This is a genomic window from Subsaximicrobium wynnwilliamsii, assembly GCF_007997225.1.
Classification (GTDB): Bacteria; Bacteroidota; Bacteroidia; order Flavobacteriales; family Flavobacteriaceae; genus Psychroserpens; species Psychroserpens wynnwilliamsii.
In genome coordinates this window covers 121,790-136,226 of record NZ_VORM01000009.1, presented here as the reverse complement: position 1 = coordinate 136,226, position 14,437 = coordinate 121,790, and the positions used below count along the sequence as shown (strand labels likewise).

The following is a 14,437-nucleotide window of genomic DNA, read 5'->3' as shown; positions in this document are numbered from 1 at the left end:
CACAACTAGCAACCTTGCAGCTTACTAATGGTTCAAGGCGTTACCCCTGCCCATAAGGGACTTGCACCCTCTAGATTAATTAACTACTTTTCTGTAGTTATAAAGATGCCCATGCTGGGCACACACAAAGTATATGATTTAATGCTAGAGCGTGTGTAATGATTACCACGGAAATTCTAGCGAATTTTCTACCGCAGTCGCTTTTTGTTATCTTAGTGCTTAGCAACAAACCATATACCAAACGTTGGCAGTCATTTTACGCAACCAAACGTATAAAAGACCAACTACTAAAAAACAGTCTTATGAAAAATTATATTTTAACATTAATAATTGGAATTACATTAATCGGTTGTTCTAGTGATAATGAAACTGAACCAGTTCAAAGCAGTTGTAATTTTATAAATTTCAAATATTATAACGGAACTCAAGACCTTTTGGGCGTAATGTCAAATGAATATATTTTAATAGCAGTTGATACTACGTATAATGAAAGTGAAATTCAAAATTTTATTACAACGATAGATGTTATTGACCAAAACTACAATTATACAATTCAAACTAGTGGACAATATAAATTTAAGGAAATACCATTAAAGTTGAATACATCCAAAGATTGCGAGGAAATAACTCAAATAATTTCAGACTTAAACCAAAACACAATTATTTCCTACGTTCATTTCGCAATGAATACTGATGACTGCAATAATTTGATTTGGGAACCAATGGGAGATTTATGCATAAATAGTTACGGAAGTAGTTTTTTCGTAAAAGTTTTTGATGAAAACGATTTGACAGATTTAAACCAAATGATTATTGAAACAAATACGGAAATGGTAGAACAGAATCAGTTTATGGAAAAATGGTTTGAATTAAGAGCTACTAAAGAATCAAATGGAGATGGATTAGCGATGGCAAATTTTTTCTACGAATCTGGACTTTTTGAACATAGTGAAGCTGGAATATCAAAATATCCTGTAGAATAAAAAAAAACGAACTGCCAAGCCGTTTATAAGCCATTGCTGGGTCTGTGCCAATCTGGAAAATTCTTCGGAATATTCTCTAGTCCGAATTTGTTTACTAATTTAGTTGCTTAACCACCTGTCTGCCGACAGGTAGGCGCAACTAACCATACACATCACTCTATGGCGCATGACGTCACAAATCAGGACTCGTAATTATAGTGACAATAGGCACAGGACTAGGCAGCGGCGTCTTTTATGACCGAAAGCTTATAGCAAATTTCAAGCCGGGCCACCTTTTATGGAAAGAAGGCAAGGTCATTGAAAAATATGCTGTGGATTCTGTTCGAAAGCTAGAGAACCTGGAGTTTGATAAATGGGGAGAAAGATTAAGGCATTATAGATGCCGCCGTAAATGCTGCGGAGCATCACAGGTAGACAATCATCAAACATTTAATATGATATCCCGTTTTTCAAGTATGTCTGGCTGAAGTAGATTTAATTTTATATATCTTTAAAGCATTATCTTTTAATCTTAGCAAATAATATTATTATGGGCACTACTTCAACAGGCGACAGAGGTCACAAGGCCGAAAAACCGTCACAAATACCAAAGAAAGGCTGGAAAGATATTGCCTTAAGAGTAAAAGACCGGCTGACAAGGGACCATGTATCCATCGTTTCAGCAGGAATTGCATTTTATTTTTTCCTTGCAATTTTTCCCGCTCTTGCAGCTGCTTTATCCATATATGGACTGATAATGGAGCCGGCGGAGGTAGAGCAGCAGATTGGACAGCTTGCAAATGTACTTCCTGAGCAGGCACACCAAATGATTAGCAATATTTTAGAAAAGCAATCTGAAAAGTCAGAATCATCCCTAGGCTGGAGTTTAGTTTTGAGTATACTGATCAGTCTCTGGAGTGCCAATAAAGGTACAAAGGCAGTTTTTCAAGGAGTAAATATTACATATGATGAAATAGATGAACGTGGTTTTTTTAAATTAACTGCCCTTACCCTTCTGTTTACTATAGGCGGCATAATTATCGGTCTTATTGCTATTGCAATGGTTGTGGCTTTTCCCGCAATTATCGATAAGATCGGTTTACCCTCAACATTAGAAACAATTATCCAATTGTTGCGATGGCCCATACTGGCACTGATAGTCATTTTTGCGTTGGCTGCGGTTTATAAAGTTGCACCCTGCCGTAAAAGTCCGGAATTTAAATGGACCAGCTGGGGAGCTATTATAGCTACAGTATTATGGCTTGCAGGATCGCTGCTTTTTAGCCTTTATGTAAATAACTTTGGCAGCTTTGATGAAACCTATGGCAGTTTTGCGGCAGTAATTATCCTTATGCTGTGGTTCTTTCTTACGGGATTTATTATCCTACTCGGTGCGGAAATCAATTCTGAAATGGAACACCAAACGAGCCGGGATACCACAATTGGTGAAGACAAACCCATGGGACAGCGTGGCGGCTATCATGCCGATCATGTTGCCGGAAAAGATAAAGGAAATAATGAAAGTAGGTAGATATAAAAAATATAAGCTGCTAGACCAGTCCGAACCTGCTGCTTACAACAACTTTTAAGCTAAAGAACCCTAATCTATAATTATAAAAAAAATTATTACAGTGATACAAACGTTGTGGCGCATTAAGCAATGGATGATATAAGAAAACTATACAATAAATATTTAAATGCTTCTTTTCCAAACAGACGGGTTGACGAAATAATGGGTATTGACCTAGTTTTAATTGATAGTGACGCACCTGGACTAATTAACAAATATATTCATCTCGTGGGCAACTCACTGGTAATTAAATAATAGTATTAAATCAATGTTATTCTGGTTTAAAGAAAATTGTAAATGAATTAGCTGGTGCAGACAGACAATGTTTCGAACGACTTCAGAATAGTTCAGGACTAATAATTGAAAAGAATAACACTGAACATATTTAATTTTAAATGTAGCGAACTAAAAATAACGCGCCATAACACCTTATATAAGCCATCGCTGGGTTCGTGCTTATCTGGAAAATAGATGGCGATCTTAATCGGATTTTTGTACTTTTAATGGGTCGTGTGTGAGACACGAAACGGCTCATACATATCAACGTTGTGCTTCATTATGGCAAACCGCGTCTTTAAGCCCTTTTTAAGGGCTCTTTTGTTTTTTAGTTTGTCGGTTAAGCTAAATTCTGAATGGCTTAAATCGGAGTTTATCAGGTTTTGAAGCGCCCTTATTTCATTAAATAAACCCGCAGATTTTATATCTGTGATTTGTTTGCTAAATTAGGTGCATAAATACGCAACAAGCCATACACATCAGCATGGCAAGTAATCTAAAAAACCCAATGATTAAAATAAAGTTAATGTTATTTATCTTAATTCTTTCTACAATTTGCGGATGCAAAAAGAAAGAAAGCACTGCTAAAATTGAACGAGAAAATTGGTGGCTTTGGAGTGCTAACTGGAGTTCGAATGGAGAACAAATTGCGTTTGGAGGCACACAAGACACTTTAAGATTATTTTCATCTGCGACTAACTCAATAGTTGAAAATGTACCTATTCAAGGCACAATAACAAAAACTGAATGGCATCCTTCCAAAAATAAACTTGCCATATCAATTCAAGATGGTAAAAACAAATCTTTAATACTCAATTTAGAAACAAAAAAAAGAATATTACTCGATCGTATTGATGAGAATGGAGCTAGAGCCATTGGGTGGAATAAAAATGGCGAATTACTTGCTGTTGGAGATTATAGTGGCTTTCTTAACATCTATAATGAAGACGGAGAACTACTTAAACGCATAAATACAAAACAAAAAGCATTAATTGCACTTCATTGGCATCCTAAGAACAACATAATCGCAGCAGTAGGCGAAAAAATATCAGTTTATAATTTTGAAAATGATACACTATTTGATGTGAAACCAAGAAAAGAGGAAGTGTTAATGCTATGCGTTGCCTGGCATCCTTCAGGAGAGTTTTTCGTAACAGGAGATTATGGAGATTTTGAGAAAGATTATCCACCCTTACTGCAATTCTGGACATCTAAAGGAAAAAATTTAAGAAACATAGAGAACAGCAAGGCAGAATTTAGAAATATGGCATGGTCTAATGATGGAGAGTTACTTGCAACTGCCAGCGAATTTTTAGGGCTTTGGAATAAAAAAGGAGACCTAATAAGAAAATATGATTCGGAAAATCTACTTTGGGGCATTGACTGGAATAATTCTGACGAAAAAATCGTAACCTCTGACGATAAAGGAAAAATAATGATATGGGAGATAAACTTAGACACAAGTATTGAATTGAAATATTAAAAAAAACTACTTACAACCTATATTACTCATATATAGGTATTTGAATACTGGAAATTAAGTTGTATTTGCACGCTACGATCCAAAGCCCAAACCTTGAAGCACATTCCGCACATCAAGAAAAACCGAGATTAGTTTCTTGGGCTAACTTCAAATTTTTAGAGTTTTTTCAGAAAAATCTCGTGTGAAAATGTGGCAAATGCTTGTAACAAAAAACTCTATTATAACGATGAGACGATGTAGACTATTTTACAATTCCAAAGGCACAGACCTTAGTAGCTTGCTTGATTTCTATTGAAAACAAACCTCAGAAGAACGGCTTTTAACTAACTAGTATATTACCTATTTGTGTTAGTTTCCAAAACTTTATAGAGATTCTTAAATGAAGCGAGCCAATGTTGACGGTCTAAAATACCGTTGTTACCACCGTTAACTTTTTTCGTAACCATATGTATATCATCTGCATCTGCATATCTATTGATGTTGCGTTTTGTCCAATACCAGCAGGCAGCGTTGAGTGCTATTTCAGGATCTAGTATTAAATCTGGGTTATTTACGCAATCTACACCATGGTCTTTCGCGAAGTTTTGGTAGTTGTCTTTTCCCGTAAGTTGTATTAAACCACGACCTCTATACTTCCAACCATCTCCACTTGCTTCATTGCCGTTATTCATTCTATCGGCATATACTCGATTAGCAATTTTTTCCGGTTTACGTGCATATGCTTCTGCGATTTCAATGGTTTTAAAATATTTGCCAAACACACTTCTAAGTGCTTGTGCCGAATAGTTTAAATTTTCCGTAGCATATTTTAGTCCGCCGCTTTCGTGCGCTAATTGCGCGAGAAAGTGTGCCTTGCGCAAAGGGGTGTCGATACCAAAATTTGGTAAAACACTTGTCATATAAGGGATGTAGGGCTCTGCTTTTTCCCAGTTCAACTTTGGGATAATCGTTTTCATTTGCGTGGTGGATACCATAGATTTCGTTTTTAAGGTTGTTGCTTAGTGGTATTGCTAATCTCAATTCTATCAAATGTTTTAAAAGGAGCTTTCTGTTTGTTCCACTGAGAACAGAATTTCTATGCGTTTTATGAATGATGAAGCGTTCTTACTCTTTCTCTCCAACCAATTCTACCCATCCTTGCACTTCATTTTGCATAATAGCCTCACATTGTTGAACCAATAGTGCAAATGAATCTTCCCCGTGATATGGTTTGGATTTTGTTTGAAATAGCAACTTTTCTCTTTTGAGTCTTTCTGAAGTTGTTCTGTATTGAAGCCATAATTTTTCGTAATCAAATATTTTTACAAAACTTTCAACAAATACAACAAAGGCTCCCAAAACACCTATGACGATAGTTATCTCTCTGAATTTATCTACTACAATCGATAATGTTGTTATAAGCAAGGCACTAATGATTTTTATGACCTGCCAATATTTATGCTTTTTTTGGTTAGTAGCACTTTTCGCGCTGTACCATTTAATTTGGTTATCCAATCTTTGTTCTATATATTCTTCTTGGTTCATGAAATTTCTGTTTAAAAGCTTTAGTTAATTAAAAAATTTGAGGTCTTCTTAATTATTTTTAAAAAATTAAGTAATGTCAGATTTCATCTTTCTCAAAGTCTTAATCACATAATCTTTTCCAAATTTTTCTTCTAAACCAAATGATTTCTCTCTTCCTAACGTATAATATAGATGATTTTTTTCTCCTAATTTAGATGGCTTAGAAAAGCACACTACAAGATCTGCTAAAACATTATAAGCACCTTTTGTCTCTTTAAATTCATTGGTTAATCTACTTTTATTTCTACCAGCAAAACTAGAACAGTCTATATTCAAATTATGATGATTAATATAGCTTTCACCAGCAATTACTTGACAGCCCGCTGAAAAATTATAGGATCCTACCCCAGACCAATGGATATTAATAGTACCGTTGGGTGTAGGATCTAAACCTTTTTGAATATCAGATTCTGTTAACGCATTATCGTTATCACGATCGCGAAAAACCAAAACCCCATACTTGTATGGTTTTAAGGCGCGATATGTACTTTTATGCCATCCAAAACGATATTTATGCTGACCTTCAACAAGAAAAGGCTCATCAAAGCGCCCCCTTTTTTTCTTATCATTATAGGCCATAGCCTGACTTGGATCAGTTGACCCCCAAAACTTAAAGACCATCCCATTTATAAGCAAAATAAACAGATCATCATTGCGCCGTATTTTATCATCTTTTTCCTGATTTCTACGAATTCCAACTAAATGAATTTCGTCAGTACTGTAGTCCCAATTACTGACTTTGCGCGTATCTGTATCTTTTCTAAATTCCTCAACCTCTATCAAAATATCATTCATATTATTTAAATAATGATTTTTAGCAGCAATTAAAACACCAATCCATTTAGAATATTCCTCAGAAGGTTGATCTGCAGAGGTATTCACCCAGTCTGCTTTTATATTTTGTAATTTCCACCGATCAATATGTTTTTGAGTACCAGATCCTTTTATGCCATCTGGCTTCATGTTTTTATCACCCTCAGGATCTAGTGTACGAACATATTCTTGAAATAAACGTAAAGATGCCTGAGTTGAATAATCGAATATTCCGTTAATTACGCTTTCATATTGGCCTCTGGGCATAAATCCTGCATTGTAAAGAAATGTCTGTAATTCGGTTATCTCAGATCCACTAACTGCTTGAAATTTTAAAGTTGTACTTCTATCCTCATCTTTAAAGGATGACACGTCTTTAATATCTCCTGCATGTAATATGTTTAGAAATTCCTTTGGGTTGCTTGGTGCCTTCCCAGTATCATGAAGGCCTAATTTTAATGTGCTCATAGTGTGATTTTTTTTAATTGATTAAGTGAATCTATTTTATATGCTCTGCCTTCATATATTTAACAGCCGCTTTGGCACCTATTTCATATAATTTATTCTTGTTTTCTGCGGCATCCATTTTTTGTAGCGATTTAATCTCATCTAAACTAAAATTCATGCCTAGGCCATTGAGTTCGTTTTCTTCAAGCATTACATTATAGCGCAAATAATGCAGTGCCGGTTTATCGGTAAGAATATCATCTCTAAGATCGCCTACCTCACCGTCTATATGCACTGCTGTTGGCGAGTTTGACAGGTATTGTAAGACCGTTTGATTAAGGTAGTTTGCATCTTCCATAAACATATTTGGAATCTCTTTGGCCCAATCAAGCATTCCAAATTTAGCGACCTTATTCGCATCGATATACTTTTTAGAGGATCCCGTTCCCACCGAAACCAAGGTTATTTTATCTTCACCAAGCGGCCATCGATACGGGAATCCCTTAAGGGTTGCTATGAGAAACAACTGAAATGCTGGATTGTTTGCCAAGCTTAAACCACCATCAATAAAAGTGGCAATTTGACCGCCACCCACATCAATCTGTTTGGGATTAAAATACGTTGGCGCAGCGGCACTGGCACGTACTACTTTATGCAGCATCATGTTTTTATTGTATTTAAAGTATTTGCCATTGGGGTTGCTTAAAATGGGCCATGTGCTAAAGGTGTCTGCGCGTTTTGTGACAACACATAAACCTGTTTTTATGCGATCACTCCCCATAGTAATATCTCCAAAAAAATCTTCTAAAGCCTCTTCTAGGGGTGCATAACTATATGAAGCCTTATACCACTTTCTGGGATTGCGCCAAAAGGAATTTTTTTGTCCAAAGATTTTCTCACCAATACTCAAATAAAGGTCCTTTATTTCTCCTGCAGTCTTCCCTATGGATAAACCTGCCGCGATTATAGCACCTGTACTAGTGCCCCCTATGAGATCAAAATAGTCGCATAGCAAAAGGTCTTTATTGTTTTCCTTTTCACGGATAATGCTTTCAAGACGCTCTAAAAACCCTAAGGTTAATGCGCCTCTTATTCCTCCACCGTCAAGGGCGAGAATACGTTTTGGTTGGTTAATTTCCATTATTGTGGTTAGATTTCAATTAACGGAGTAGACTGTCTAACAAACCGTTATGCCCATAAAGTTAATCATTATTCATTAAGCCGACAATTTATACTTCCGAATAAGTATCATTTCATAATAAAAGTCCAAATTTTTATGATTGTTGGCATTGTTGTCCGATTTAACTTTTATAAACAGTGATTTTGTTAACAGCAGCAAGCTTTTAGCAAGTTTTAGATATAATAGCTTGCTTAAGCTCTAAAAGACATTTTTAGTTTTGAAATTAAAAACGAAAATCAGATGGGCTTAATTCTCAAATGTTTACGAATCAAATCTTATGCCTGCCGGACAGGCAGGTCTTATATCTTGCAGCGCAGCGCCTGCCTGCCGGCTGCTGGCAGGCAGAGTCTTAAGTCTTTGTCGGACAATAATGATTTATAATTCCGTTTTTGACTTTTAGACAATCAAATCCATTTAAAATTTGAAGTATGACAAGGTTGTCGCCTATGAATATCAAGGAGAAGGTGGATTGGTTATTGAAAATTGTCTTGACAAGGCAAGAGAAAAAATTAATAGGAAAATAACGCTGACTTAAAAGCAAACTGGAAAACTAAAAACAATATTGACTTCTGAAAAGAGCTATGGCAATTCTAACATGTCTTGTTTTGACCCACATTTTGCTATTGTGTATTATCTGCAAGAGAAAAGAGTTGGAACTATAAGTATTTGCTTGGAATGCAATTACCTAATCGCATCTGAAAAAATCACAGCGACGGAATTGAAAATAATTGAAATCCCAGATGAATATTCTTATCCTGCAAAAGGATTTAGCAAAGCTACTCGGAAAGAAATTTACGATTACATTAAACACATCGGATTTACTAAATACCTAAAACCACTAACATCATATCTCGACGATTAAAAAAACTAAGCCATGTATAATTAATCGCTATGGCAAAACTGCCTGCGAAAATCCTCGCGGATTCCCTAGTTTATTTTTATTTACTAAATTAGTAGCCTAAAGACGGAACTATTCATACTCTAACACGTTGCCATACATAACACCAAAATGCCGAAAATTGAACTTCGAACTGAAATAAAGGCTGACATAGCAATTGTTTTTGACTTTGCACGAAGTATCGATTTACATAAAATTTCAACTGAACAAACTAACGAAAAAGCAGTTGCTGGCAAAACTAGCGGATTGATAGAAATGCATGAAAGTGTAACTTGGAGAGCAAAACATTTCGGAATCTACCAGAATCTAACTTCCAAAATAACCGAATTTGACCGACCGAATTATTTTACAGACGAAATGCAAAGTGGAATATTCAAAGCATTTAAACACGAACATCATTTTGCGGAATTAAATGGCGGCACTTTAATGACTGATATTTTTGATTACAAATCACCATTCGGAATTTTAGGCAAATTAGCAGACAAACTGTTCCTTGAAAAATACATGACAGAATTTCTAACCAAACGGAATCGCATCGTGAAAGAGTTTGCGGAAACCGATAAGTGGCCATAACTATTAAGGGAATAAAAGTACGTATAACAACAAGTCGCGAATAAAGAATTACTAGTTTTTCCGAAAATCCTATGGGATTACCTAGTTTTATTTGTATTTGCTAAATTAGTGACTGAGACTCAACGCATTTTTCCAGAGTTTTTGATTGCCTATTTTGCTAATTCTTAGTCGTCCTTTCGCACTGCATGGACATTGAATAGCACTAATCAAAAACCTGAGTGAGAACAGAATTCACAAAATATAAATTTAATTTACCATGGTTTTTTATCTCAAATTCACCGCGGTATTCACATTCAAAATCTGATTTTATCAAATTATAAGTCATTTCACTGATATTAATGCGACCTACTTCAGACATGGATTCCATTCTTGAAGCTACATTTACCGTATCACCCCAAATATCGTAAGCAAACTTTTTACTACCTACAACTCCAGCCACAACAGGCCCTGAATTAATTCCGATACGAATTTCAAAATTAGCGTAGTCCCTGGAAACATCATTTTTTGCTGTGGTCACAAAATCTATCATTTCTTGTGCAGCAAGGGTTAACTTCTTGGCATGTTCTTTGTCTGGAAAAGATAATCCCCCTGCACACATATAGGCATCACCTATGGTTTTTATTTTTTCTAATCCGTTTTTTTCAATGATATTATCAAATTCTGAAAAATAGTAACTGATACTCTTCACCAGCATTTCTGGTGTCATGTCTTCAGCAAAATGAGTAAAGCCCTTAAAATCTGAGAAAAGCACGCTTACCAATTCGTGTTTTTTAGCTTCAACAGTGCCTGAGTTCTTTAATTCAATTGCAGTTTGCTCTGGAAGGATATTAAGGAGTAATTTGTCTGATCGATTGCGTTCAATCTCTATGATTTTTTTGGTTTTACTTATATACATAGTTCTTCTATAAAGTCCTAAAGCTAAAAGAGCGATTAAAAATAAGGCTACTCCGATTCCGATAGCAACATTTTGTTTGTTGTGCACTTTTTCTTCCGATAAGGCCAATTCTTGATCCTTTACGGCCAAATCTCGCTCACGTGTAAATTCTGCTTGTGCCAAATCTCTGTCCCGTTTGATTTCGGCTATGGCTTGTGCTTCACTGATGCTCTTAACACTATCTCTATAGGTAATGTAATTCTTATAGTAATCTAAAGAAGGTCGCAATCTACCCTTAAATTCATTAAGCTCTGAGAGTTTTAAGTAGGCATCTGCTATCTGATCTTTTAAACCATATTTCTTAGCCAATGCCAAGCTATTATTGGCGTAAGAAATCGCTGCTTCGTAATCGCCTTTTTCGATATATATATCAGACATGTAGGTTAAGTATACACTTATCCCATAATAATCGCCCAGTTCCTCCAACATTCTAATAGCTTCAGTAATGTTAGATTCAGCCTCCTCAGATCTTTTCAGCTGTGCATAGGCTAAACCTTTATTTCCGATATTATAGGCAAGGCCTGCCTTACGGCCTAGTTGCTCCCATAGCTTCCCAGATTCCTCGAAATACACAAGTGCCAAATCAGGTTTGGCCATATTTAAATTATACTCATCGCCCAAATTCTCAATGGCAGCAGCATAGTTACTTTTGTCGTCTAAGTCTTTAAGAACTTCAATAGCCTTCTTGTAATAAAGAATGGTATGACTCTTATTATCCATTACAGAATACACACCTGCAATTGAGATATAAAAGCCTCCCAACATCTCAATTTCCTTTTCCTCTTTTGCCAGTTGAACTCCATCCATAAAAATTTCAAGCGCCTGGCTTAAATTTCCTTTTATGGTTAAGGCGTTCCCTTTTTGCTGAAGGGCATTGATAATATTTTTCGTTGAATTTTGAGACTGAGCTAAAACTAATAACTTATCGCTATACAGCAAGCTTTGAGAAGGGTTAGGATGTTTATTGGCTAGCTCACTTAGTATGGCCATCTGCTCAGGAATGCTTAGATTTTGAGTCAAATATGAGGTTTCTAAACTGTCAATTTTAGATTTATCTTGCGCATTAAATGAGTGTACGCAAATAACAGCGATTAGTAATCTTAACCAGATAAGATGACGTCTTTTATCCAATTCAATTTAGATTATGGCTTGCTCAACACTTTAATTTTAGGGTCTATTTTATGAGTTTTACCCCTTTGATTTATCTTGAAGAATATTTTATATTTATAATCTGGTTTGCCTTTGGTATTGTACAGCACTCTAGCTTCCGCGGTTTCCTTTTTGGAATTTCCACGTTTCTTGCCGTAAATCTTTTTATTTTTGAATATTTTTGAAGCGTTCTCTTGATCAATTTTTTTAATATCAATAATTGCAGTATTCGAAGAGGTGGAGCTCCCCTCCCATATAATGGTATCATCTTCAGAAGCCTCAATTGTAAAGTCCTCCAGATCCCCATTTGACCGTACAACCTTACTTGAATCAGACCATGTGGCTTCGAAACTGCATGATTTTGATAAATCGTTTTCATCAAAATTCTCAGTATCCACTAAAAGTTTAATTGTTATGGTTGACTGTGAAAAACTAAATACAGAAAAGAAAAAAATGAGGTAGAACGTAGAAAAATTCTTATTAATTATTTTCATGAGGGTTAGAGTATTAGTTATCGTAAAAATTGACTAATTATAACAATAGTCATCTCGTTCTAAGGTAGTTAAAAAATAAGAATTATAGAGAAAATAAAAGATGAAACGTTTAACAAATCTCTAAAATCACTTGTTTTGGTTTTTCTGTTCTAATCATCTTGCTTATAAAGCCACCCTCTTGCATTTGAAAATTTAAGGTCTTTAGAGACAACGCAATGAATCTCTCTGACTCTAAAATTAGAAATACTCAATGTATCTTCATTCACTTACATCAGATAATAAATTGCTTGGCAGGTGTGTATTCGGAAAATCCTGTGGATTTCCCTCTGGTTCGCATTATTTTTTTAATTTAGTTGATTAACCATACAACTGACCAAACACAATTCCGTTGGCCTTCGGGCAGGAAAACCAAAAAAAAACATGAAACAAGTAAAATTGGCATATTACATGAAAAAAGATTGGAACCGATTTTTAGAATCAATAGATGATAGAGATAGTATGTTTGATTCTTGGAAAGAGTGGCATAAAGCATATCAAAAGACCAAAAAAGGATTAACAGAAAAGGGGTTTATAGTTACAGATTTTGTGATGGATGTTGATGAATTAATTAACTATTGTAAGATTAGAGGAATAAAGAACGATGGAAAAGCACGTTCAGGATTTGTAATAAAAAAATAAGTAAGATGAAATTTATAGCGATTTCAATAAGTAGGTATGTAGAAAAACATTTAATAAACAATCCCTCTGAAAATGAGACGGATTTGCGAAAAAGACTAGACTCGGCAATAGATGCCTATCAAAATGGAGTAAAATGTTCTTGTGGGAACGATATTTGGGTTGTTGGCTCGGCATCTCTAGGTAATAATTGTTTTACTTGTATAACGGGAGAAAGTCAACCTAATGAAGATTATGAAATTGATCTGGCAGTGAAGAAAAGAGAAAACACACAAGGGCGCAAGAACATTGCGGAAATGGATAAAACACAAATAAAAGGGTACTTTGATGATGAGGGATATGAGATTAGACCCGAATTGATAAAGAGGCCTTCTTTGTGCTTGATTTGTGTAAACAACAATAATCCAAAAGAACAAATCTTATGCAACATGACACGATACGACCAAAAGGATGAGAATGAGTTTAAATGCTTTGAATTCATTAAAAAGTAAAAGTACGAAAGCCCAACTATGGCTATAATTAATACGGATTTTTAGCAATTAACCTAAAATTTAGAGCTTTAAACCATGACCTCCAGATCTTTTGGTTTGACTTTAAGATAAAAGGTAGAACAAAATAAAAAGTTTTGGCTAAGTGCTAATCGAAAAGTAATCGCTTGTTAATCCCCTATTAACCATAACGGAATCGTTACGAACAAGATGAAACGAATAAAAAAAAACATATCACTCAATATATTTATAATTCCGTTTTTGACTTTTGGACAATCAAATCCATTTAAAATTTGAAGTATGACAAGGTTGTCGCCTATGAATATCAAGGAGAAGATGGATTGATTATTGAAAATTGTCTTGACAAGGCAAGAGAAAAAATTAATAGGAAAATAACGCTGACTTAAAAGCAAACTGGAAAACTAGAAACAATATTGACTTCTGAAAAGAGCTATGGCAATTCTACCATGCCTTGTTTTGACCCACACTTTGCTATTGTGTATTATCTGCAAGAGAAAAGAGTTGGAACTATAAGTATTTGCTTGGAATGCAATTACCTAATCGCATCTGAAAAAATCCCAGCGACGGAATTGAAAATAATTGAAATCTCAGATGAATATTCTTATCCTGCAAAAGGATTTAGCAAAGCTACTCGGAAAGAAATTTACGATTACATTAAACACATCGGATTTACTAAATACCTAAAACCACTAACATCATATCTCGACGATTAAAAAAACTAAGCCATGTATAATTAATCGCTATGGCAAAACTGCCTGCGCAAATGCTAGCAGATTTTATATTCGATTTGTATGTGCTAAATTAGTCGCTTAATCACGGGACTAATCTTACACAAACACGCTCTGCCCCATTTAAAAAGAAATGCTTCATATTCTAGCTGGTGTAGAAATGACTTTGCAATTCTGCAATGC

At 35.2% G+C, this 14,437-nt stretch carries 14 protein-coding genes; 8 read left to right on the top strand and 6 right to left on the bottom strand.

All coding sequences use genetic code 11. From position 1 onward, the window contains the following. The first annotated feature begins 302 nt into the window (after positions 1–302). The 3 genes from ESY88_RS10035 (at position 303) to ESY88_RS10025 (ending at position 4,291) form a co-directional block, all read left to right on the top strand. The gene (locus tag ESY88_RS10035) at positions 303–983 is read left to right on the top strand and encodes a hypothetical protein (protein WP_147087136.1); all 681 of its coding nucleotides are present in this window, start codon (positions 303–305) and stop codon (positions 981–983) included. Between the two features lie 529 nt (positions 984–1,512). Then, entirely contained in the window at positions 1,513–2,493 is a 981-nt protein-coding gene (locus ESY88_RS10030) for a YihY/virulence factor BrkB family protein (RefSeq protein WP_147087135.1), read from the top strand. Between the two features lie 799 nt (positions 2,494–3,292). Continuing rightward, positions 3,293–4,291: a WD40 repeat domain-containing protein gene (locus ESY88_RS10025; protein ID WP_147087134.1), complete on the top strand. Its 999-nt coding sequence runs from the start codon at positions 3,293–3,295 to the stop codon at positions 4,289–4,291. A gap of 335 nt (positions 4,292–4,626) precedes the next feature. Here the strand turns inward: ESY88_RS10025 and ESY88_RS10020 are convergent, their stop codons facing one another. From ESY88_RS10020 to ESY88_RS10005, 4 genes are all read right to left on the bottom strand, one after another. Further along, positions 4,627–5,265, bottom strand: a complete 639-nt coding sequence (locus tag ESY88_RS10020; protein ID WP_147087133.1) for a glycoside hydrolase family 19 protein — start codon at positions 5,263–5,265, stop codon at positions 4,627–4,629. Positions 5,266–5,395: 130 nt separating this feature from the next. Continuing rightward, positions 5,396–5,815, bottom strand: coding sequence for a DUF4231 domain-containing protein (locus ESY88_RS10015; RefSeq protein ID WP_147087132.1), 420 nt, complete (start codon positions 5,813–5,815; stop codon positions 5,396–5,398). A 66-nt stretch (positions 5,816–5,881) separates the two neighbouring features. Next, positions 5,882–7,135, bottom strand: coding sequence for a peptidoglycan-binding domain-containing protein (locus ESY88_RS10010; RefSeq protein WP_147087131.1), 1,254 nt, complete (start codon positions 7,133–7,135; stop codon positions 5,882–5,884). Between the two features lie 31 nt (positions 7,136–7,166). Continuing rightward, on the bottom strand, positions 7,167–8,255 hold the full coding sequence (locus tag ESY88_RS10005; protein WP_147087130.1) for a patatin-like phospholipase family protein: 1,089 nt from the start codon (positions 8,253–8,255) through the stop codon (positions 7,167–7,169). A gap of 601 nt (positions 8,256–8,856) precedes the next feature. Here ESY88_RS10005 and ESY88_RS10000 point away from each other — a divergent pair. Together ESY88_RS10000 and ESY88_RS09995 are read left to right on the top strand one after the other, a co-directional pair. Beyond that, complete coding sequence (locus tag ESY88_RS10000) at positions 8,857–9,156, top strand: hypothetical protein (RefSeq protein ID WP_147087129.1); 300 nt, start codon at positions 8,857–8,859, stop codon at positions 9,154–9,156. 147 nt (positions 9,157–9,303) lie between these two features. Further along, positions 9,304–9,765 carry an SRPBCC family protein gene (locus ESY88_RS09995; RefSeq protein ID WP_189702576.1) on the top strand — a complete coding sequence of 154 codons (462 nt, stop codon included), beginning with the start codon at positions 9,304–9,306 and terminating at the stop codon, positions 9,763–9,765. Between the two features lie 202 nt (positions 9,766–9,967). On the opposite strand, the gene ESY88_RS09990 is transcribed toward ESY88_RS09995, so the two are convergent. Both ESY88_RS09990 and ESY88_RS09985 read right to left on the bottom strand, forming a co-directional pair. Then, positions 9,968–11,830, bottom strand: a complete 1,863-nt coding sequence (locus ESY88_RS09990; protein WP_147087128.1) for an adenylate/guanylate cyclase domain-containing protein — start codon at positions 11,828–11,830, stop codon at positions 9,968–9,970. Between the two features lie 11 nt (positions 11,831–11,841). Continuing rightward, the gene (locus ESY88_RS09985; RefSeq protein ID WP_147087127.1) at positions 11,842–12,342 is read right to left on the bottom strand and encodes a hypothetical protein; all 501 of its coding nucleotides are present in this window, start codon (positions 12,340–12,342) and stop codon (positions 11,842–11,844) included. A gap of 420 nt (positions 12,343–12,762) precedes the next feature. Here ESY88_RS09985 and ESY88_RS09980 point away from each other — a divergent pair, with 420 nt between their 5' ends. The 3 genes from ESY88_RS09980 (at position 12,763) to ESY88_RS09970 (ending at position 14,239) form a co-directional block, all read left to right on the top strand. Beyond that, a complete protein-coding gene (locus ESY88_RS09980) occupies positions 12,763–13,020 on the top strand; it encodes a hypothetical protein (RefSeq protein ID WP_147087126.1) in 258 nt (85 codons plus the stop codon). Between the two features lie 5 nt (positions 13,021–13,025). After that, positions 13,026–13,508 (top strand): hypothetical protein, encoded by a 483-nt coding sequence (locus ESY88_RS09975; RefSeq protein ID WP_147087125.1) that lies wholly within the window; start codon positions 13,026–13,028, stop codon positions 13,506–13,508. Positions 13,509–13,939: 431 nt separating this feature from the next. Continuing rightward, on the top strand, positions 13,940–14,239 hold the full coding sequence (locus tag ESY88_RS09970; protein WP_147087124.1) for a hypothetical protein: 300 nt from the start codon (positions 13,940–13,942) through the stop codon (positions 14,237–14,239). Positions 14,240–14,437: the final 198 nt, after the last annotated feature.

Bases quoted from the DNA above. Each gene is read 5' to 3' on its own strand.
- ESY88_RS10025 (WP_147087134.1), top strand. From the start codon at position 3,293: ATGGCAAGTAATCTAAAAAACCCAATGATTAAAATAAAGTTAATGTTA.
- ESY88_RS09995 (WP_189702576.1), top strand. From the start codon at position 9,304: ATGCCGAAAATTGAACTTCGAACTGAAATAAAGGCTGACATAGCAATT.
- ESY88_RS10035 (WP_147087136.1), top strand. From the start codon at position 303: ATGAAAAATTATATTTTAACATTAATAATTGGAATTACATTAATCGGT.
- ESY88_RS10005 (WP_147087130.1), bottom strand. From the start codon at position 8,255: ATGGAAATTAACCAACCAAAACGTATTCTCGCCCTTGACGGTGGAGGA.
- ESY88_RS10030 (WP_147087135.1), top strand. From the start codon at position 1,513: ATGGGCACTACTTCAACAGGCGACAGAGGTCACAAGGCCGAAAAACCG.
- ESY88_RS09985 (WP_147087127.1), bottom strand. From the start codon at position 12,342: ATGAAAATAATTAATAAGAATTTTTCTACGTTCTACCTCATTTTTTTC.
- ESY88_RS09980 (WP_147087126.1), top strand. From the start codon at position 12,763: ATGAAACAAGTAAAATTGGCATATTACATGAAAAAAGATTGGAACCGA.
- ESY88_RS09975 (WP_147087125.1), top strand. From the start codon at position 13,026: ATGAAATTTATAGCGATTTCAATAAGTAGGTATGTAGAAAAACATTTA.
- ESY88_RS10010 (WP_147087131.1), bottom strand. From the start codon at position 7,135: ATGAGCACATTAAAATTAGGCCTTCATGATACTGGGAAGGCACCAAGC.
- ESY88_RS10020 (WP_147087133.1), bottom strand. From the start codon at position 5,265: ATGGTATCCACCACGCAAATGAAAACGATTATCCCAAAGTTGAACTGG.
- ESY88_RS10015 (WP_147087132.1), bottom strand. From the start codon at position 5,815: ATGAACCAAGAAGAATATATAGAACAAAGATTGGATAACCAAATTAAA.